This window comes from Methanomassiliicoccales archaeon (assembly GCA_014361295.1).
Taxonomy (GTDB): domain Archaea; phylum Thermoplasmatota; class Thermoplasmata; order Methanomassiliicoccales; family JACIVX01; genus JACIVX01.
The window spans coordinates 625741-645124 of sequence record JACIVX010000001.1; the positions used below are offsets into that span (position 1 = coordinate 625741).

Here is a 19384-nt window from a genome sequence, read left to right on the forward strand (position 1 = left end):
AAGATTCAACACAAAATCTCTGGAATACTCTGCCAGGGTTCGAATTCTCACTGCAGATAGTTATGCCCAAATAACGCAGAAAGCGAAAATGATAGCCAGTTAACAATGCAATAAAGATACAAGTGATTAATTCTCGTGTCGTATTGAAAATAGAGCTTATTCAAATGGATAGGATTGGTGATCGGGCACTGAGTCATGCGGGAGGAAGGGACTAGGAACATTTTTTAATGGTATCATTATTGCTGAAACTGTGCGAATTGCGACATTACTTAAGGATCGTTGTCAGCCAAAGAAGTGCAATATAGAATGCATCAAGTACTGTCCGAAAGTTCGAACTGGTGTCGAAACCATCACGATGGGAGAAAAGGGGAAACCCGTGATTTCTGAGGAGCTCTGCGTAGGATGTGGTATTTGCGTTCACAAGTGTCCGTTTGAGGCGATAAAGATCATTGGTTTGCCTGAAGAGCTCGAAAAGGATCTCGTACACCAGTATGGCCGGAATGCTTTCAGGTTGTACCGGCTTCCTGTACCTAAAGAGGGAATCGTCACGGGCATACTTGGACCAAATGGAATTGGTAAAACGACGGCACTTAGACTTTTATCGGGTGAAGAAGTGCCGAATCTTGGTAATTATGAAAATCCGCCTTCGAAAAAAGAGGTTCTCGAGCACTTCAGCGGATCAGAGCTCCATGATTATTTAGAAAAGCTCTATTCTGGCGATATCAGAGTTTCATTTAAACCACAATACGTCGATAAGATCCCGACAGCTTACAGAGGTCGAACAAGAGATCTTCTCTCACGAGTGGCGGAGCGCATGTCTATCGATGAGGTTGCAGAAAAGCTCGATCTAATGGACACACTTGACAGAGATCTGGAGAAACTCTCTGGGGGGGAATTACAAAGGGTTGCAATTGCCGCCGCGCTGTTGAAGGATGCTGACATCTATTTCTTCGATGAGCCTTCATCGTATCTCGACATTAGCCAGAGACTCAAAGTCGCAAGGATCATTCAATCATTGGGTCAGGGAAAGCACGTTGTTGTCATAGAACATGATCTCGCAATCCTCGATTTTCTTGCAGATAATGTATACCTGGTCTATGGTTCCGAAGGTGCATACGGTGTTTTCGCTCAACCGCGGCAGGTGCGCGTGGCGATCAATGTGTATCTCCAAGGTTATCTTGCCGAAGAAAACATCCGGTTTCGGGAACGAAGAATTGAATTCGAGATCAGACCTCCGAAAGAGACTTGGCAGACTGCCACACTCCTCGAATTTGGACCGCTGGGATACCAGTATCCCGGTTTTAGATTAAGGGTCGATCGCGGATCGATCAAGGTGGGTGAAACCGTTGGCGTCGTCGGACCGAACGCGATCGGAAAGACAACATTTGTTAAGATGCTCGCAGGCGTTCTGAAACCGACGATGGGGACGATCGATCGAAACGTTAAGGTAAGCTACAAACCTCAGTATATCACTCCGGATTTCGAGGGAACGGTGAGAGAGCTTTTCCATTCATTCGTTAAAGACTTTTTCGAATCAGGGTTTTTCAAAAGCGAGATCGCGGAGCCGCTTGGCCTCACTCATTTATATGAAAAACAGGTCTCAACACTCGCAGGAGGCGAACTGCAGCGAGTCGCGATCGCTCTCTGTCTTTCTAGAGAGGCGGACATCTATCTTCTCGATGAGCCGTCCGCCTATCTTGATTCGAATCAAAGAATGGAGGCGGCAAAAACGCTGAGAAGAGTAATGGAAAAACAGGGAAAGAGCGCGCTCGTCGTCGATCATGACATCTATTTTCTTGATATGGTCTCCGATTCCATCATGGTCTTTTCAGGAATACCTGGAAAGGAAGGACTCGGAAGAGGACCTTTCGATATGCGCACAGGGATGAACCTCTTTCTCAAAGATGTCGGTGTGACATTTCGACGAGATAATGAAACCAACAGACCGAGGATCAATAAGTTAGATTCAAGGCTTGATAGAGAACAAAAAGAGAAGGGCGAATACTATTATTCTTCTTGACCCGTTTCTGATTTTCTCTTCATTTTGTTTCTTCTCCTCAAAATGAACCAGATCAGTATGATGAGAATGGCGACGATAATGATAAGATCGAGTCCGCGGAAGATCTCTAATAGACTTTCCCACGAAGGTCCCAACACAAATCCCGCATAAACTAGAGCAAAACACCACGGTACTGAGCCGAGAAAACTCAGTATTACGAAATGCAAAAAATTCATCTTGGCCATGCCAGCGGGCAAAGAAATAAATGTGCGAATGATCGGCAAGATTCGGCTGAAGAAAACGATCGAGTCGCCATATTTGGAAAACCAGCGTTCAGCTGCCACAAGAGCTTTTTCATCGATTAATACATATTTTCCATAGCGCAGGACGAATGCTCTCCCACCGTAGAATCCCACGATATATGCGATAATCGATCCGAGTGTACACCCTATAGCGCCAGCAACAGAAGCTGCAATTAAGTCCATCTTACCTTCATAAACGAGCCACCCCGAAAATGGCATGATGATTTCGCTGGGAATTGGTATACAGGCACTTTCAATAGCCATCAAAAGAACGATGCCAGGATAACCAAGATCGAGTATGAGGTTCTTAATGAACAATATGCCCCATTCAATAATACCCATTGCAAAGAGGATTCAAGTACCCTTATTAAAATATTGGCCATTGATCGGAGCAATCCTTCCCCGTTGATCATAAATCGAGAGAGTGACTGCCAAAAAATGACTGCGAAAATATAGATAGAGGTTGCTTCCTTTTTCCAATTGGGCGATTGAATGAAGGCTGTGAAAATCGCAGAGGACGTTTTTTGGGTCGGAGCAATCGATTGGAATGTGAGAAATTTTCATGGTTACAAAACGCCGAAAGGTACAACTTACAATGCATATCTGATTACTGGTGAAACAAACATTCTCGTTGACACCGTCAAAAAACCATTCTTTGACCAAATGATCGAGCGGATCAAATCCGTCATTGATCCAAAAGACATCGGTTTGATCATTTCAAATCATGTAGAAATGGATCACTCAGGAAGTCTTCCTCTTGCCCAACAACTGACAGGCGCGAAGATTTTGGCTTCGAAGAGGGGAGTCGAAGGATTATCACTTCATTATGATAATCTTGAGGCTCAAGAAGTCCACGATGGGCAGGAAATGAAAGTTGGGAATGTGACGCTGAGGTTCATTGAGACACCTATGCTCCACTGGCCAGACTCGATGTTTACGTTTCTTGTCGAAAGGGGAATTCTCTTCACCATGGATGGTTTCGGACAGCATCTTGCATCGTTGAGACGATTCGATGATGAAGTTGATCCAACTAGTCTTGATTATGAATCGGCGAAGTATTATGCCAATATTTTGATGCCATTTGGGTCACAATTTCTGAAAACGTTCGAGAAAGTGAAAGACCTTCCAATAAGAATCCTCGCGACTTCTCACGGGATTATCTGGAGAAAGGATCCTAATAAAATTATCAATCGTTACCTCTCTTGGGCAAAGGGGGAGACAAAAGAAAAAGCAGTGATCGCATATGACACGATGTGGGGCAGCACTCAGATAATGGCGGAATTGATCGCCGAAGGCATCGCATCCGAAGGGGTTGAAACAAGGTTATTCAGGATATCAGACAGTGATAGAAGTGAAATCATGACCGAAGTTCTCGATGCTCGTGCTGTTGTAATCGGATCGCCGACGCTAAATAACAGCCCATTTCCCACTGTTGCAGATTTCATGGTTTATCTTAAGGGACTTAGACCAAGAGGCAAAATCGGGGCACTTTTCGGTTCATATGGTTGGGGAGGTGGTGCGGTTAAAGCGTTGCGAGAACAAGCGGAAAAAGCCGGAATGATCATGCTTGAGGATCTTGAAATCCAGTATGTTCCAAAAGGCGAAAAGATGGAAAAATGTGTAGATTACGGGAAGATGATTGGCAAGAGGATCAAAGCAAATGAAATGAAACTCTAGAATTTGAAAATGATTGAATGGAGGAAAAAATGTGACGGAAGTTGGCGAAACATACCTATGTGAAATCTGTGGCAATAAGGTCAAAGTGCTGGAGGCGGGAAAAGGGAAACTGGTTTGCTGTGGGCAAGAGATGAAATGCTTGTGATATTTTCACCAAATCTTTTCTTTTTTCGATCACGAAAGATTCAGAAGATTCATGAGATTAAAAAGGTTAAACTTGGTCTTTCAAATTGTTCAATTGAATCCACAAGTTTCGAATATCTGACTCAAATTGACGAAAAAAAAGGAGACACGATGGAATAGTTTCCAAGTCAAATTATCCGAATGGTATATATCATTGAATCTGATATCATGTGCGGATGGAGAGTCGAGCTGACATTCACGTTCATACAAAATACTCGGGAATCGCAAGGCTCGGTTTTTTGAGATTCCCCGAATCTGTCGTCGAACCTCAAGATGCAGTAAGAAAGGCACGATCGGTGGGTCTCAGAGTTTTGTGCATCACTGATCATAACACGATTTTCGGCGCGTCCAAAGCTCAAGAATACGCTAAAGAAAATGATATTGATGTTGTAATCGGAGAAGAAATCAGCACGTTGGATGGTGAAATCATAGGTCTTTATTTGAATGAGGAGATCCCACCTCATTTGACCGTGGAGGAGACGATTGATAGGATCAGATCTCAAGACGGAATTGTCATCGCACCTCATCCCTTCAGTCTTCACTGCCCTAGCCTTGGTGAGAAAATCGAGAATCTCGATATTGACGCGATCGAGACTATCAATGCAGGGCACATTGATGGATATGCAAATAGCTTAGCAACCGAGCGAAGTAAATCTGGAAAATGGGCAATTGTCGGCGGAAGCGACTCACATGCACTCGGTACGATCGCTTACGCTTATACAACCTTCGAAGGTGAAAATGCAGAAGATCTTCGGAGAGCAATTCTCATGAAAAGGACAAATGCAAGTGGTGTGAGAATGCCCCTCCAGAAGGCAATTTCCTGGAGTGTCGGCGTCGTTTTCGCATCCGATGTTATGATCTTGAGATCGATCTTCGGGATGATTAAGCAGGTTGACCTGCATGATCCTGTCATCAAAAAAATCAGTCTCATGAGCACTGGAAAAAAGATGCTTGCTTTGCTCGGATCCATCATTTATTTGACGCCACCAATTCCGTATCTTTGCGCTATTACTGGCGAGCGCTTTTTAAAAAGACTAGCCAAAAGACATGAAACTGAAAATGGTGGCAGATAGTAATGTGTGAAGGGGTTCAAATTTCCGTAAGACTACACGAGTATTGCAGAAATGCTGATATGACTTCTAAGCTGATAAAAGAAATTGAGGACAGAGAATCATCGATTTTTATCATTTCGAGATTATTGATTCGCTCCTTCGTGTTTTGTATGATTATTCCTCTTTGACATGCGATGGATTTTCAACAGTTTGGTGATTCCAGTGATGATCCGTACAGGTGCTATTATTCGTGCGAATGATCGTGTTGTCCGTGAGGATGCAATCTCCCAAAGGCCCCTACCACTGCCTCGCTGAGAGCGGGATGAATTGTCTGACTCCGTGCTATCGGATGATACGATTGATCTCCAGCGTTCATGAGATAGACGAGTGGCTGGAGAAGTATTGCAGCCTCTGGCCCAACAATGCTCGCGCCAATAATCTTTCTTGTCGTCGACTCAACGATCACTTTTACGAAGCCATTTTCTTCGGCCATAGCGTAGCCTTTAGCGCAGCTGGAATACATGTTGATTCCTATGAGAATATCATATCCGCGTTTCACCGCTTCAGCTTCGGTCAAGCCAACACTTGCGACTTGGGGATAACAGAAAATGGCATGGGGAACGGCATGCTCATCGACTGCGATTTTTTTCGTCCCAAAAGCATTATTCCATGCGATCTCACTCTCATAATTTGCCGTGTGACGGTACATATTTCTGCCGATGACGTCACCGAACGCCCACACACCCGGAACGTTTGTTTCGAGGAACTCGTTGACGACAATATACCCCTTGTCATCAAGTGCAATGCCGCTCGACTCAGCACGGACTAAATCCGCGTTACTTCTTACTCCAGTCGCGACAAGAATTTTCTCCGCCTCGACCTCATTCCTTGCGCTGGTCTCACGATCCTTGAAAATGATTGTATGCCGTTTTCTTCCTCTGTTGATCTTGATGACTTCCTGATTAACTCTGATATCAAGAAAACGTGACATCTCTTTGAGAACGAGTGCGCTCACCTCAGGTTCCTCTTTCGGTAAAAGACGAGGGTTTCGGCCAATGATTGTCACAGCGGTTCCGAAAGCAGAAAAGAAGTGAGCAAATTCGCACGCCTTATAACCTCCTCCGAGAATAACAAGACTTTTTGGCAAACGATCGATATCAAAGATCGTTTCGGATGTAAGATAACCAGCATCTTCAAGGCCGGGAATTTCTGGAACGCGTGTTCTCGCACCACATGCGATCATGATTTTCTCAGCGCGGATTTTCTCATCACCGACCTGCAGCATTTTCCGATCGATGAAATATCCAGTCATATGATAGAAATCGAGTCCTTCATCGGCTTCAACTGCTCTTTCCATCTGTTGGCGATCATGGAGAATAAGATTCCACATTCTCTTTCTGACGAGCTCGAAATCGGTATGAGTCACTTCAGCCCTGACTCCTACTTTATGTGAATCTTCTATTAATCGAATGACATCAGCAGGATAAGTCCATATCTTGCTAGGAATACAACCGCGATTGAGGCATGTACCACCAAGCGGTCCGTTTTCGATGAGAGCAACGCGCAAACCTATTCGACGCGCGCGATCGACGATATTCATGCCAGCGCCAGAACCAATGACGATAAGATCATATTCTCTAACCATACTGATTATCGAATAATGAACCGCATGCGTTATATTTCTTTTCCGATGGAAAATTTATGATAAAGCAATCCCCATGATTGGCTCCCTATTCTCCTATCTTCTCCCTCTTATTGAAAGAACAAGTATCATCGCTGCAAGCCAGATAAGAAAGACCGCAATGAGTACAGGTATATTCCCAGGAAACCACCCGTTTGCCAGCCACAATATTCCTGCGATCAAAGCAAGACAACCCCAGAAAACAAAATACGATGTAATCGAGTCGATTCGCTTATACTCCGTTTTGATAGCGATCAAGATACCGAGTATAATGATAAACACACCACACTCAACGAGCAATATTGGAATCAATAGGAGCCAATCGCCAAGGTACCACGCAATGAGTTCTGCAATCGCCAGTGCAACTAGAAAAAAGACGAAAATCAGCGTACCGTAAGCGATCCTGCGCGAGTCCCAAACCATCTACAATGCCTCGCCCTTCAGGTGGCATGCGAAAAATACACCCCCATGTTTCCGTAGGGCAGTATTTTCGCTCTCCCTTCCATGATGAATTCTGTTGTGCGACTATTTAAGTTTCTCTCAAAAATATTCTTCGTACTGAATTTGTTGTACCCAGTATGATTATCGATCCAACCATCCGCACTCAAGTGAACAATTTGATCACATTTCAAAAAGGATGGATACACTAATCTGATGATGCAGCTGCAAACGAGAAAGTTTATGCTCTATCTGCTAACCAGAGGGCAAACAACAAAGTTTGAAATAGTTCGGAAAAGCATATATTAGTTTACTATCTGAAATTTTGACTTATGATACACAAAACTAATGATTCCATTTCGTAAACATCTAGCTTTTTTTGAACCTTTCACGAAAAAAGTCACAATTGAACTATGGATCGATTCTTGGAATAATAACGGTGCGACAAACAAATATTGGGATAATTAAGAGTCACTCGTCCACATGTGTTAGTGCTTAGCCGACATGATTCAAAAGTCCTTCATTTGACTGACGCCAAGGTGCAAAAGGTGTCGAGAATCATTGAGCGATGATTTTTGGACACATCCATATTCAAGCCGGAATGTCGAGATCGCACATGTATCATGTTTGATCATATTCATTTTTTCCAGATCCATTCCTAAGAGAGCTAATGTGATAAGCTTAATCGGAATCCGATGGGAAACGATCAACACCGTCTCCTGTTCTCCCAAGGCCATGAGACGATTCAAAAAATCCCGAGTCCGATTCCATACGTCAATAAGGCTTTCTCCGCCAGGAAATTTCACCTTTTCAGGATGCGAATTCCACTCTTCAATCAATTTTGGGTAACGCAATTTTGCTTCATCCTCAGATAAGCCCTGAAGAAGGCCGTAATTGATGTCGATGAGATCTTCATCCGCAAAAACCTGGAGCGAATGCGGTTTTGCGATGATCTCAGCGGTCTTCATCGCACGAAGAAGAGGACTGCTATAGACAGAAGAAATCGCATGATTTTTCAGCACTTCTGCCGTCGCCGCTGCCTGGGCTAATCCAGTCTCATTGAGTGGAATATCAATACGTCCTCTGAACACAAGATTTCGATTCCAGTCTGTCTCGCCATGTCTAACGAGGATGAGATCCATATGAATCCTGACCATCAAGATAGCTTTCTTATTATTTTATTTTCAGGCGTCCTCATTATGATCTCTATTGATGATCGATTCAGTAGATTTCCGCAGATTGTTCGCCGAGGAAACTTTTATCTCCAGATTTCAAAAAAACAAAATTGTTGTGCGGGCGTGAGGGGATTTGAACCCCTGACTTGCAGCTTAGGAGGCTGCTGCCATATCCATGCTAGGCCACACGCCCATATTCTTAGATAGAAAAATAGTAAAATAAAAAGATTGCTCGCTGGATCGAACGTGATTGTCAATCGCTTTAATTATTGAGAGGTCTCGGATTTTTCGGGATTTTCGACAGACTCATTTTTCTTTTCCTCATCCTTTTTTTCCTCGACTTTCGATTCCTCCTCTTTCTTCACATATTCTTCGATGAATTGCACTATATTGAGGCCCAGAGCGTCCCTGAGATCAGAGACAATCCTGTACTTTGAAATAAGCCATTTCTGATCATACTTGCAGATATCTGGAAGGAAAATGATTGCCTTCTTATCTTCAAGCGAAACTTTGAACCCATCGCTCGTGCCATAATCCATCTCGAGAATTGCTTTAACTTTTTCTTCAGGATTTTCGATTTTCGAAACGACCTTAAATTTATACTTTAGCGTCTTGCCAGCGAGCCTTTTATTGAAATCAATCCTGACTCTACCAGTTGTAACTGAGATGATCGTTCCAACGCGATTCTTCATGCTAACTTCCATACCGACCTTCGGTTCGATATTCTGTTTCAAGAATTCTCTTATTGGATGTATTTCCACGAGCTTTGGATCTCTTTGTCCCGCAGCTTTCTCTGGAGGAATAACGACCTCCTTTTCAACACCGACTTCCGCGTCAAGGATGGCCTCTTCGAGCCCCTCAAATATTCTGCCGCTTCCAAGCAGGATTGGAATCGGAGCGTAAGTGAGATTCTCATTGAAAATCCCGGCCTCCTTGGCTTTTTCCGCATTCGTTGTGTCGAAAAGCTCGCCGCTCTCCACAATCCAGCCGTCGAATTCAAGCCTGATGATGTCACCTTTTGATACCTTGACACTTTCGTTTGCTTTCTCTGTCGACATTGAACTCACCAATGAACACCGTCAGTAACGATAAGCGGTGTCATCCTTTGACTGTTCTTATAATTTTTGGTCAGGGATGCCATAATCCTCTTAGATAAGCGTCAGCGAATCCACCTTCGATTTGTCGAGAACCTTGACCATCTCAACGACGAACTTTACGCAGTGATCAACATCCCCTAGATCGAGGATACCAACATGTGAATGAATGTGACGTGTTGGCGGTCCAACAACGATGCTTGGACAACCGATATTGCTGATGTGCACCGCGCCTGCGTCTGTACCACCCATTGCTATCGTTGTCAGTTGATAAGGTATGCGGTTCTTCTCACAGATGCTGATTGCCAATTCCTTGAGAGGCTGATTAGGAATCATCGATGCATCGTACGTCGTGATCGCGATGCCTTCTCCCAATTTTGCTTGCGCTTGCTTTGGCTCCACACCAGGAACATCACCGGAGATTTCCACATCGATGACAATCGCGACATCAGGTTTTACGAGGTTTGCAACGGTCCTTGCACCCCTTAAGCCGACTTCTTCCTGAACCGTCGCAGCACCGACAACCCTATTTGGATGATCGATTTCCTTTTCTTTTAATGTTCTTACAACCTGAGCAGCAATAAACGCTCCGACCCGATCGTCAAATCCTTTTCCAAATGCCAGCGTCTTTATCCCGATGAATTTTCCTTCTTTGAAAGCCCTCTTCTTTATCGTGAAAAATGTCGAGTCTGGAACGACGGCGTCACCGATCCGGACACCCATCTCTTCAGCTTCATCCTTATTCGAACATCCAATATCGATGAACATTTTATCCTTTGTTATAACCTTCTTTTTTTCTTCCTCATCCATAAGATGCGGAGGTTTAATTGCAATGACCCCTTTCAGCTTCCCCTTTCTTGTCATCACGGTAACTCTCTGACCAAGAAGACCTTGGTCGAACCATCCGCCGAGCTGATGAAATGTTAAAAAGCCCTGATCCGTAATGCTTGTGATAATGAATCCGATTTCATCGATATGCCCTGGTATTAGAATTGTAGGGGTCTCTGAATTACCCTTTTTTTCGAAAACGAGACTTCCCATCCTATCAGTATACACGGCGTCCGCCCATTTCTGAACGTAACTTTTCATCAATAGCGTTGTTTCCCTTTCGAACCCCGCTGGACCTGGACTGTTACAGAGTTCTTCAAAAAATTTCAGAGATTCTTTATCCATAATGATACCTCATCTCTAGGATCTGAGGACCCGATCCTTTTGAACGAGGAAGACAAAACAAATAATAAAACTTCTTCTGAAATTCGCAAGTCTTTACTGCCATAAGCGATATTATCATATGTAAGTAAATGTGATGGAAGAATCAAACAGAAAACAGTGGTGATAATGCACTGTCCCGTTTCGATTCGCAGATGCCATCGTGATGAGATAGCACATATTGAACAGAAGTTGAAGGATCTCCTTCAACCTCTGGCCATTGAGAATGAGTTACCAAGAGTTTCCTCCGTTGTTATCAAGCCAAATGTCTGCTGGGGCGAAGATTGGAGATCGGGGAGCACGACCTCCCCATTGCTTGTCAAGGAAGTCGTTAAGTGGCTGAGGGAAAGAGGGGTCGATAAGATCACGATTGCAGAGGGGTCGATGGTCGGCCATGACACATTTGAGTGTTTTGAAAAGACAGGTTTCCTACAACTCGCCAGAGAGCTCGATTTGAAAGTCGTTGATCTGAACAAAGATACAACTGTCAAGATCGACGTTCAAGAACCCAATGTTTTTGATACAATTGAAGTTGCGCGAACAATAGCAGAGTGCGAATTTCTGATCAACATGCCAGTCATGAAGACCCATATCAACACAACAGTAACTCTTTCCATGAAAAACCTGAAGGGCGTTATTCCTCATCAGTGGAAGAGAAAATTTCATTTCATGGGCCTCGACGGAAGCATTGCTGATCTAGCGTCGATCATCTCTTCTAAACTTGTTATTATGGATGGCATTATCGGGCAACAGGGACAGGGGCCACTGACCGGTACGCCCGCAAACGCAGGTCTCCTTATCGCCGGTCGAGATCAATTTGACGTAGATCTCGTTGCGTGCAGGATCATGGGATTCGCTCCTTACGAGGTGAGGCATTTAGCACTAGTTGCGGAAGCCAGGGGTATCGATCTTGAGAGCTATAACCCTATAATAGTTGGGGAACAACTATCTGACCTTCATATCAAATTTGAAAGACCCGTTTACTCACTGAAGGGTTTGTATAAGGGTGTTGAGATCCTTTGGGGCGATCCTTGTAGCGGTTGTGCTGGTGCTCTCAGTGTTGCCCTCGAACGCATGGAAAAGTCTGGAGAGCTCGAGGTTATCAGGCGCAACGGAGGGATCGTCATCGCACTGGGCAGAGGAGTCGAACCTGCCAAAAACGATAAACTCGTTCTTCTTGGCAAATGTCAGTATCGAAATAGGGATAAGGGGATGTTCATTCCGGGATGCCCACCACCGGGCATGATAGTACGGGAAATGCTCTCGAAGTTTGCAAAGGGTGAAACAAAATACGGCAGCGACATCTTTGTAAAGGAAGCGGAAGAATTATATAAAAAGGAAAAATGATTTGAAGACCTACGGCTCTTGATCCAAAGAGCCACCGATGAATTAGATAAATACATCGACCGTTGACATCAATTGACCGCTTCTATGAAAAAATGATAAATGCTAGTTGTGAAATACAAGGAACGGCGCCACCATAGCTTAGCTGGAAGAGCGGCTGACTTGTAATCAGCAGGTCGGGAGTTCAAATCTCCCTGGTGGCTCCATTTTTCATCCGTACAATCCATAAACAGATCTTTCACATGTAAACGTATCAATTTCATCAACCCAGTACGTATCCTTATCCCCAGGATATTCAATTTTTAAAACAAGAATCGATGCCTCTTCTGGAAAGCTCGGTTGACCATGGATATCACCAGGTTCGCACAGAAGAGCATCCAATTTGTCCAGGAAAACTTCGCGACCATTAATGAGGAAACTCACCCTATCCAGAGCGAAGAAAAGTTCACTTTGGACAAGATGGTAGTGAAAGGGAAGCTTCTCTCCCTTTCTGAATTGCACAATCTGCAGCAGTAAATCTCTTTTTTCAATATCATTTCCGTCAGCTAAGATTTTCTTTCTGTAGCCTTTCCCCTCTATCCAAACCGAGTTGCTATTCCTAAAGATCTTCAGTATCCATTTCCTCAATTCTACTTCTTCATCTTCTCAACGGTCGCAATTGATCGCTCTAGGATCTCAATTCCAGTGTCGATTTCTTCAATTGTTGTCGTCAACGGGGGAATATAGCGGATTGAAGATTTGCCACAGCTTAAAAGTATAAGACCATTTTTGAACGCAATTTCGATGATTTTGTCCCTCTCAGCTGGAGCAGGTTCCCTTGTTACTCTATCACGCACGAACTCCGTCGCCTGCATCATACCAATTCCCCTGACATCGCCAATGATTTCGTACTTCTCTTTAAGTTCCTCCAGCCTTTTGCGAAGATGCTCCCCACTTTTCCTTGCTTTTTCGATGAGGTTCTCTCTTTCGATAACCTCAAGCGTCGCAAGGGCTGCCGCACATGCGACAGGATTTCCACCAAATGTGTTGGAGTGAGCACCTTTTTCGCCGAAATCGAGCTTCTTGTCGTATATCGTCGCCCCAATTGGAATGCCCGATCCGAGGGCCTTTGAAGAACAAACAATATCAGGCACAACCCCATGGTGCTCGATCCCCCACATTTTTCCTGTCCGCGCAATACCCGCTTGTACTTCGTCGTCGACGAAAAGGATACCATACTTTTTCGATATTCCGTAAATGATCTGGACAAACTCCGACGGGGGAACGATGTATCCTCCTTCCCCCTGAATCGGCTCCATAAAAATCGCAGCGACCTCGTTCGAAGGAATGAATGATTCAAAATAGACTTCTTCGAGAACCTTTGCACACCAGATATCACATGAGGGGTATTCAAGACGATAAGGGCAACGGTAACAGTAAGCATACGGAATATGAATGATGCCCGGAACCCCTGGGAAATACCTGGCTCGCTGCACGGGTTTGCTTGCAGTCAGCGATAGAGATCCCATGGTTCTACCATGAAACGCACCAATAAATGCGATGAATTGGCCTTTACGCGTTGACCATTTAGCGATTTTCATTGCCGCCTCGATCGATTCTGTTCCGCTGTTACTGAAAAAGACCTTTTTATCAAAAGCACCCGGCGTAACCTCTACTAGTTTCTTCGCGAGCTTTGATTGTACCTCGTAATAAAAGTCAGTTCCAGCAAAGTGAATAAACTGGTCGACTTGCTCCTTGATCGCTTTCACGATGGTGGGATGACGGTGACCGAGGTTAAGAACAGCGACTCCACTCGTGAAGTCAAGAAATTTATTCCCGTCAACGTCGATCACCGTACTCCCATACCCGGCCTCAATCGCAAGAGGCAATGCCTTTGTAGAAGTCGCCAGATATTTTTCATCATCTTCAATAATTACTTTTGCTCTCGGCCCTGGCAGTTCGGTCTTAATGGCTGGTATTTTGTTCATCGTCGCATCTCCGATCTGATTTATTATTCAACCACTATTTTATTGTTTGCTGGCATTGATTAATACGGCCGAAAGATCCGAAAAATTGGCAAAATTCACTAGAAAAGATCTTTTTCTTCTTCCGGCGCAGATTCAATTTCTTCTGCTCTCTCGATGCATTTCGATAGAATCGAATACGCCCGGATCATGTCCGCTTCAGCGACAATGAAGATCGTATCTGTGTAACAGCTCACCGTTTCGACGATGTTCAGACCACCCTCTGCGAGGCTGGAAACAAGGTAGGCAAAAACACCGCTAGTCTCCGTAATCACCTCAGGCGACTTAACAGAAATTTCGACGAGGTTCTGACGTACTTTCAAAACGTTCTCCTTGCCGACAGCTGCCACGACCTCGCCCTTAAGCTTTTCGTCTGCAATGATCGTAATCGCTTGAGTGCCCTGGATTACTTGCATAATTGCCTTTTCATTGATGAGCTTTCGAAAAACTGATTCGAGACGTTGAAGGACCGTCCAATCGTTTTTCGCCGTCACGATACATATCTTCGTCTTCACTTCCACTCTGCTATTCCCTATAACCGATAAAATTTCCCTTTCGTGATCGTGTTTCCCAAGCGTCAACGCGTATCTGCGGCAGGCGATCATGACGGCTTCTTCATTTTTAATCCCCTCTTCCTTCATAATCAGTCTTGCCAAAGAAGAGAAATTAATGAGATCTTTGGAAATACAATCTTTAATACTGGGATGAGAATCAATGTAAGCGCGCGTCCGTTCAGCGACGCTTTCCTTATGCTTCGTTTTTTTCATGAGATTTGGAGGATTGCAAATCTGAGTATTAAAAATTAATTATATTTCGAAAACCAACGATCCCGCCTTAGCTTCGCGTATCAATGTACGAGACAAGCGTCTGGTCAAATCTCGATATCGAGCTTTCAGAAATAGTCAGTGCAGGAACCATTCTTATGACCTTCCCAGCACAAACGTTGACGAGAATTCTCTCTTTGAAACAAAACTTCTGAAATTGTTTTGCCTCCTCACCCATTTCTATCCCGATCATCAGACCTTTGCCTCTCACATCAAAGGCGTTGCTGTTGCAAAGAGATTTGATGCGAGAGATCCATGCCTCCCCGATCTCCCTAGCACGGTTATCCAGTCCTTCACTTTTGATGGTTTCGATAACTTTCGTAGCAACGCGGCAGACAAAAGGGTTTCCTCCGAACGTCGAGCCATGAGATCCGGGCTGGAATACGCTCGCGACGTCATCCGATGAGACGATCGCCCCTATGGGAAAACCACCTCCCAATCCTTTGGCAAGCGTGACGATATCAGGAGCGATATTAAAATGTTCAAAGGCAAACATCTTTCCCGTCCTGCCGAGTCCGGTTTGCACCTCGTCGAGAATCAGTAACGCACCTCTGTCTGTGCACACATCCCTTGCCGTTCTCAAGAACTCAGCTGAAGGAACTACAATCCCTCCTTCTCCCTGTATTGGCTCGAGTATAACAGCTGCCGTATCCGACGTGACTATCTCTTTAAGCGCTTCAACATCGCCATAATTAATAAAATCAAAGACATTTGATAACAGAGGCTCGAAACCGTCATGGTATTTTTGCTGTCCAGTTGCGGAAAGCGCACCTATTGTTCGCCCGTGAAATGAATTATACGCAGCAACGACACGTCTCCTCTTTGTTTTTTTCACAGCCAATTTGAGTGCTGCTTCATTGGCCTCTGCACCACTGTTGACAAACAAGGAACGATTCAAAGGCTCTGGCATGATCGTTGCCAAGGCCTGAGCCAGTTGCGCTTGTTCCTTGATATAATAGAGATTGGAAACGTGCACAAGTTTATCGACCTGTTCCTTCACAGTTTTCGTGATTGCTGGATGGCAGTGTCCCAGAATGTTTACGGCAATCCCGGCAACGAGATCCAGATATTCATTTCCATCTAGATCATAAAGGAATTCGCCATAACCCCTTTCAAAACAGACTTCTTCCCGCGAATAATTTGAAAATAAGTAGGAAGTACTGAGTTTCTTGATTTCTTCGAATTTCATCACTTTCGCCTTTCAAGATTGTTCATATAAACTGACTCAATGGGTAATCCTCGTACCTGAATTCTTCATTCCGAGAAGTTCGTTGAGGATCGAATGTGGAATCTTTCCGCAGACCATATGCGCTGTTTTAACGCCGCTGAGGATCGCTAGACGACAGGCTTCGAGCTTCGGAACCATGCCATCCTTGACAACACCACTCGCGATTAGTGCATCAATCTCCCTCAATGATACTTGCGGTATGACTGTTGCCCCGTTCCCGTTCTCTTTCATCAAGCCCGGAACGTCGGTAACCAGGAAGATATCCTCAGATCTCAGGGCTTTTGCCAGATAAGCGGCTACGGTATCAGCGTTCACATTCACGCGCTTCCCATTTTCATCGACGCATATCGGATAAACAACGGGGACAAATCCACTCGCGCATAGGAGATTGATGAGCGTGGGATCGACCTTGGAGACTTCTCCGACATTTCCAAGATCGACGAAACATTCGTGACCGTTTTCATCTTTTGTTTTGATTGGAGGCATCCTTGTGCAAATCACCGTTCTGCCCTCTGCCCCCTCAATTCCAATTGCCTTGATTCCAGCGTTCCTTAGTGCGTTTACGATCTCCTCATTGATTCTTGCAAGAACATTCCGCACAATCTCGAGCGTCTCGTCATCGGTCACCCTCAAACCCGCGACCTTCTTGATCTCTTTCCCCAGCTTCTTCATCTCGTCATTGATCTCTGGGCCGCCACCATGCACGATGACAGGTCTGACACCAAGACTAACTAACAACGCAATGTCTTCGCAGAAACTGGCCATGTCACCATTTCCGTTGAGCGTACTTCCACCGAACTTGATGACAATTTTTTTGCCACGCAACTTTGCCAGCCGCGGGATCATTTCCTTAGGAATTTCTACCCCTGCCATTTCCTCCACCTACGTTGTGTATTGTGCATTGATCCTCACATAATCGTAACTGAGATCGCACCCCCACGCCTCCGCTGAATGACTACCGACTCCCAAATCGACCTTGATCGTGATTGTCTTGTTTGAAAGTACCTTTCTCGCGATGGTTTCCGTCGTCTTTCCAGAAAACTGAATAGGATTGCCGTGATCGAAAAGCTTGACATTCGTCCCATTGGCACAGATCATCAGTTGCATCTTTTCAAGATCGAAATGGCTGTTCGAATTGCCGACGGCTGCAATGATTCTTCCAAAGTTGGGATCGGATCCAAAAATCGCAGCCTTGACCAGATTTGACGATATGATTGCTTTCGCCGCCCTCCGCGCGTCCTCCTCCGTGCGCGCTCCAGTGATAACGACTTCAATCAATTTGGTCGCACCTTCACCATCAGATGCGATCTTTTTTGCCAGCGTTTTCGCAATCCATTCGACGGCTTTCCAGAAAACTGGATCGTCGTCAACGGGCTGGCCTTCAACGCAACCGTTTGCCATAAGCACCGAAATATCATTTGTGCTCTGGTCGCCGTCAACATTGATCATATTGAAACTACGATCCAAGACCTCCTGCCATTTTTTGTCAGGTCTCGATGAAAGCGGGGCGTCTGTGGTAATAAAACTCAATGTCGTTGCATGAAGTGCTTTCATCGATGGTGAAATCATGCCGCTTCCTTTCGCCATCCCACCAATTGTCACCGTTCTCCCATCACCAAGTGTGACCTGGCATGCCGCCTCTTTTCTTACAGTGTCTGTTGTGAGAATTGCCGTTGATGCGAGTTCGTCGAACTTTTTCCCTCTGCCGAGCGATTTCACCGCGAGAGGGATTCCCGCAGCGATCTTATCCATCGGAAGATAGCGCCCAATAACACCTGTCGAGGCGACACCCATAAGATTTTCGTCAATGCCAAGTTCTGCAGCAGCAATCTTAATCATCGTGATTGCATCCTCAACTCCCTTCGATCCGGTTAATGCATTGGCGTTTCCACTGTTAATCACGAAGGCCTGGAGAAACTCCGGATCTCTTTTCATCATCACTTCAACTGGCGCTGCCTTGACTTTGTTTTGAGTATAAGCAATCGAAATTCTTGCAGGTCTTTCCGAATAAAGAATCGCCAAATCTAGCTTTTCCTTTTTGATGCCAGCATGCACTCCCGCCGCCTTCCATCCAAGCGGAGCTGTGATACCACCGTCAATGATCTTCAAGTATCACACCCCCATGCCCGGGAAGTCGAGTCCGGCTTCCTCCTCGATACCAAACATGATGTTTGCGTTCTGGATCGCTTGCCCTGCCCCACCTTTTATAAGGTTGTCGAGCGCCCCCAAGACCACAAGATTTCCGTTGCCCGCAAATTCGTATCCAACCTCGCAAAAATTCGATCCAACCACGGATGGAATCGAGGGGATGTTGTTCAATCTGACAAATCTGCTATCCTTGTAAAATTTCTGATAAATTGAGTAAAGATCATCATGTGCGATTGGTTTGATAAGCGTCCCGTAGCAGGTGCACAGAATGCCCCTCACAATCGGAACGAGATGGGGCGTAAAGATCACCTCGACAGGAGCATCTCCGATCTTTCTTAGTGCCATCGCAATCTCAGGTGTATGCCTATGAGATCCAACCTTGTAGGGGATCACATTAGCACCGCAATTAGGGTGATGCGTTGTTTTTGTCGGTTCCATACCCGCACCCGAGGTTCCACTCTTTGCGTCAACGATGATTTTTCCATCGACAATGCCCTCGGCAAATAAAGGTGCCAGGGCGAGTACAGCGCAAGTTGGATAGCAACCAGGATTGGCTACGAGCTGCGCTTTTGCAATTTCGTTTCTGAAAAGCTCAGGAATTCCGTAGACCGCACTCTTCAGATTCTTCGGATCTTTGTGCTCGATTCCATACCATTTACGATAAATGTTCGCATCACCGAGACGATAATCGCCGCTAAGGTCGATGACCTTGATTCCTCTGTCGATGAGTTCTGGAATAATATCCATGGAGGCGCCATATGGGGTTGCAACGAAAACAAGATCGCAATCCATTGCGTTCCCGAGCTTTTCGTCGAATCTGAGATCAACGAATCCCTCGAGGAACGGGTGAATTTTCGACACCTTCACGCCAGGATGCTGTCTCGATGTCATTGAGACTATCGTCATCTTAGGGTGGCGACATAGAATACGGGCTAGTTCTCCGCCCGTATAACCTGAGCCTCCGATTATTGCAGCACGTACCATGTCCATATTCCTCTGAACTCAGGGTTCGATTAAAAATAAATGA

18 protein-coding genes and 2 tRNA genes are annotated in these 19384 nt (G+C 45.1%); 6 read left to right on the forward strand and 14 right to left on the reverse strand.

The genetic code is table 11. The annotated features are described in order from the left end of the window. The first annotated feature begins 250 nt into the window (after positions 1-250). Positions 251-2020, forward strand: coding sequence for a ribosome biogenesis/translation initiation ATPase RLI (locus tag H5T41_03120; GenBank protein MBC7107773.1), 1770 nt, complete (start codon positions 251-253; stop codon positions 2018-2020). Here H5T41_03120 and H5T41_03125 read toward each other — a convergent pair. After that, positions 2008-2643: a DedA family protein gene (locus H5T41_03125; protein MBC7107774.1), complete on the reverse strand. Its 636-nt coding sequence runs from the start codon at positions 2641-2643 to the stop codon at positions 2008-2010. The genes H5T41_03120 and H5T41_03125 overlap by 13 nt on opposite strands. A 150-nt stretch (positions 2644-2793) precedes the next feature. Between H5T41_03125 and H5T41_03130 the strand changes: the two genes are divergently transcribed. The 3 genes from H5T41_03130 to H5T41_03140 all read left to right on the forward strand — a co-directional run bounded on the left by H5T41_03130 (position 2794) and on the right by H5T41_03140 (position 5234). After that, positions 2794-3978, forward strand: coding sequence for an FprA family A-type flavoprotein (locus H5T41_03130; protein ID MBC7107775.1), 1185 nt, complete (start codon positions 2794-2796; stop codon positions 3976-3978). A 31-nt stretch (positions 3979-4009) separates the two neighbouring features. Continuing rightward, on the forward strand, positions 4010-4123 hold the full coding sequence (locus H5T41_03135; GenBank protein ID MBC7107776.1) for a desulfoferrodoxin FeS4 iron-binding domain-containing protein: 114 nt from the start codon (positions 4010-4012) through the stop codon (positions 4121-4123). Between the two features lie 214 nt (positions 4124-4337). Further along, positions 4338-5234, forward strand: a complete 897-nt coding sequence (locus tag H5T41_03140) for a PHP domain-containing protein (GenBank protein MBC7107777.1) — start codon at positions 4338-4340, stop codon at positions 5232-5234. A 223-nt stretch (positions 5235-5457) separates the two neighbouring features. On the opposite strand, the gene H5T41_03145 is transcribed toward H5T41_03140, so the two are convergent. The 6 genes from H5T41_03145 to H5T41_03170 form a co-directional block, all read right to left on the reverse strand. Next, complete coding sequence (locus H5T41_03145) at positions 5458-6858, reverse strand: dihydrolipoyl dehydrogenase (protein ID MBC7107778.1); 1401 nt, start codon at positions 6856-6858, stop codon at positions 5458-5460. A gap of 93 nt (positions 6859-6951) precedes the next feature. After that, complete coding sequence (locus H5T41_03150; GenBank protein ID MBC7107779.1) at positions 6952-7317, reverse strand: hypothetical protein; 366 nt, start codon at positions 7315-7317, stop codon at positions 6952-6954. 524 nt (positions 7318-7841) lie between these two features. Further along, positions 7842-8474, reverse strand: a complete 633-nt coding sequence (locus H5T41_03155) for a histidine phosphatase family protein (protein MBC7107780.1) — start codon at positions 8472-8474, stop codon at positions 7842-7844. Between the two features lie 151 nt (positions 8475-8625). Next, positions 8626-8700, reverse strand: a tRNA-Arg gene (locus H5T41_03160). Between the two features lie 73 nt (positions 8701-8773). Beyond that, entirely contained in the window at positions 8774-9565 is a 792-nt protein-coding gene (locus tag H5T41_03165; protein ID MBC7107781.1) for an FKBP-type peptidyl-prolyl cis-trans isomerase, read from the reverse strand. Positions 9566-9655: 90 nt separating this feature from the next. Beyond that, positions 9656-10777 (reverse strand): M42 family metallopeptidase, encoded by a 1122-nt coding sequence (locus H5T41_03170; protein MBC7107782.1) that lies wholly within the window; start codon positions 10775-10777, stop codon positions 9656-9658. Positions 10778-10939: 162 nt separating this feature from the next. Here H5T41_03170 and H5T41_03175 point away from each other — a divergent pair, with 162 nt between their 5' ends. Together H5T41_03175 and H5T41_03180 are read left to right on the forward strand one after the other, a co-directional pair. Continuing rightward, positions 10940-12157 (forward strand): DUF362 domain-containing protein, encoded by a 1218-nt coding sequence (locus H5T41_03175; protein MBC7107783.1) that lies wholly within the window; start codon positions 10940-10942, stop codon positions 12155-12157. Between the two features lie 127 nt (positions 12158-12284). Then, positions 12285-12360, forward strand: a tRNA-Thr gene (locus tag H5T41_03180). A gap of 4 nt (positions 12361-12364) precedes the next feature. Here H5T41_03180 and H5T41_03185 read toward each other — a convergent pair. The 7 genes from H5T41_03185 to H5T41_03215 all read right to left on the reverse strand — a co-directional run bounded on the left by H5T41_03185 (position 12365) and on the right by H5T41_03215 (position 19341). Further along, the gene (locus H5T41_03185) at positions 12365-12781 is read right to left on the reverse strand and encodes a hypothetical protein (GenBank protein ID MBC7107784.1); all 417 of its coding nucleotides are present in this window, start codon (positions 12779-12781) and stop codon (positions 12365-12367) included. A 2-nt stretch (positions 12782-12783) separates the two neighbouring features. Further along, positions 12784-14121 (reverse strand): acetyl ornithine aminotransferase family protein, encoded by a 1338-nt coding sequence (locus H5T41_03190; protein MBC7107785.1) that lies wholly within the window; start codon positions 14119-14121, stop codon positions 12784-12786. 98 nt (positions 14122-14219) lie between these two features. Beyond that, positions 14220-14924 carry an ACT domain-containing protein gene (locus H5T41_03195; GenBank protein ID MBC7107786.1) on the reverse strand — a complete coding sequence of 235 codons (705 nt, stop codon included), beginning with the start codon at positions 14922-14924 and terminating at the stop codon, positions 14220-14222. Positions 14925-14991: 67 nt separating this feature from the next. Next, positions 14992-16170 carry an aspartate aminotransferase family protein gene (locus H5T41_03200; protein MBC7107787.1) on the reverse strand — a complete coding sequence of 393 codons (1179 nt, stop codon included), beginning with the start codon at positions 16168-16170 and terminating at the stop codon, positions 14992-14994. A gap of 36 nt (positions 16171-16206) precedes the next feature. After that, the gene (gene argB / locus H5T41_03205; GenBank protein MBC7107788.1) at positions 16207-17082 is read right to left on the reverse strand and encodes an acetylglutamate kinase; all 876 of its coding nucleotides are present in this window, start codon (positions 17080-17082) and stop codon (positions 16207-16209) included. Positions 17083-17091: 9 nt separating this feature from the next. Next, complete coding sequence (gene argJ, locus H5T41_03210) at positions 17092-18318, reverse strand: bifunctional ornithine acetyltransferase/N-acetylglutamate synthase (protein MBC7107789.1); 1227 nt, start codon at positions 18316-18318, stop codon at positions 17092-17094. A 3-nt stretch (positions 18319-18321) separates the two neighbouring features. Further along, complete coding sequence (locus H5T41_03215; protein ID MBC7107790.1) at positions 18322-19341, reverse strand: N-acetyl-gamma-glutamyl-phosphate reductase; 1020 nt, start codon at positions 19339-19341, stop codon at positions 18322-18324. Between the last annotated feature and the right edge of the window lie 43 nt (positions 19342-19384).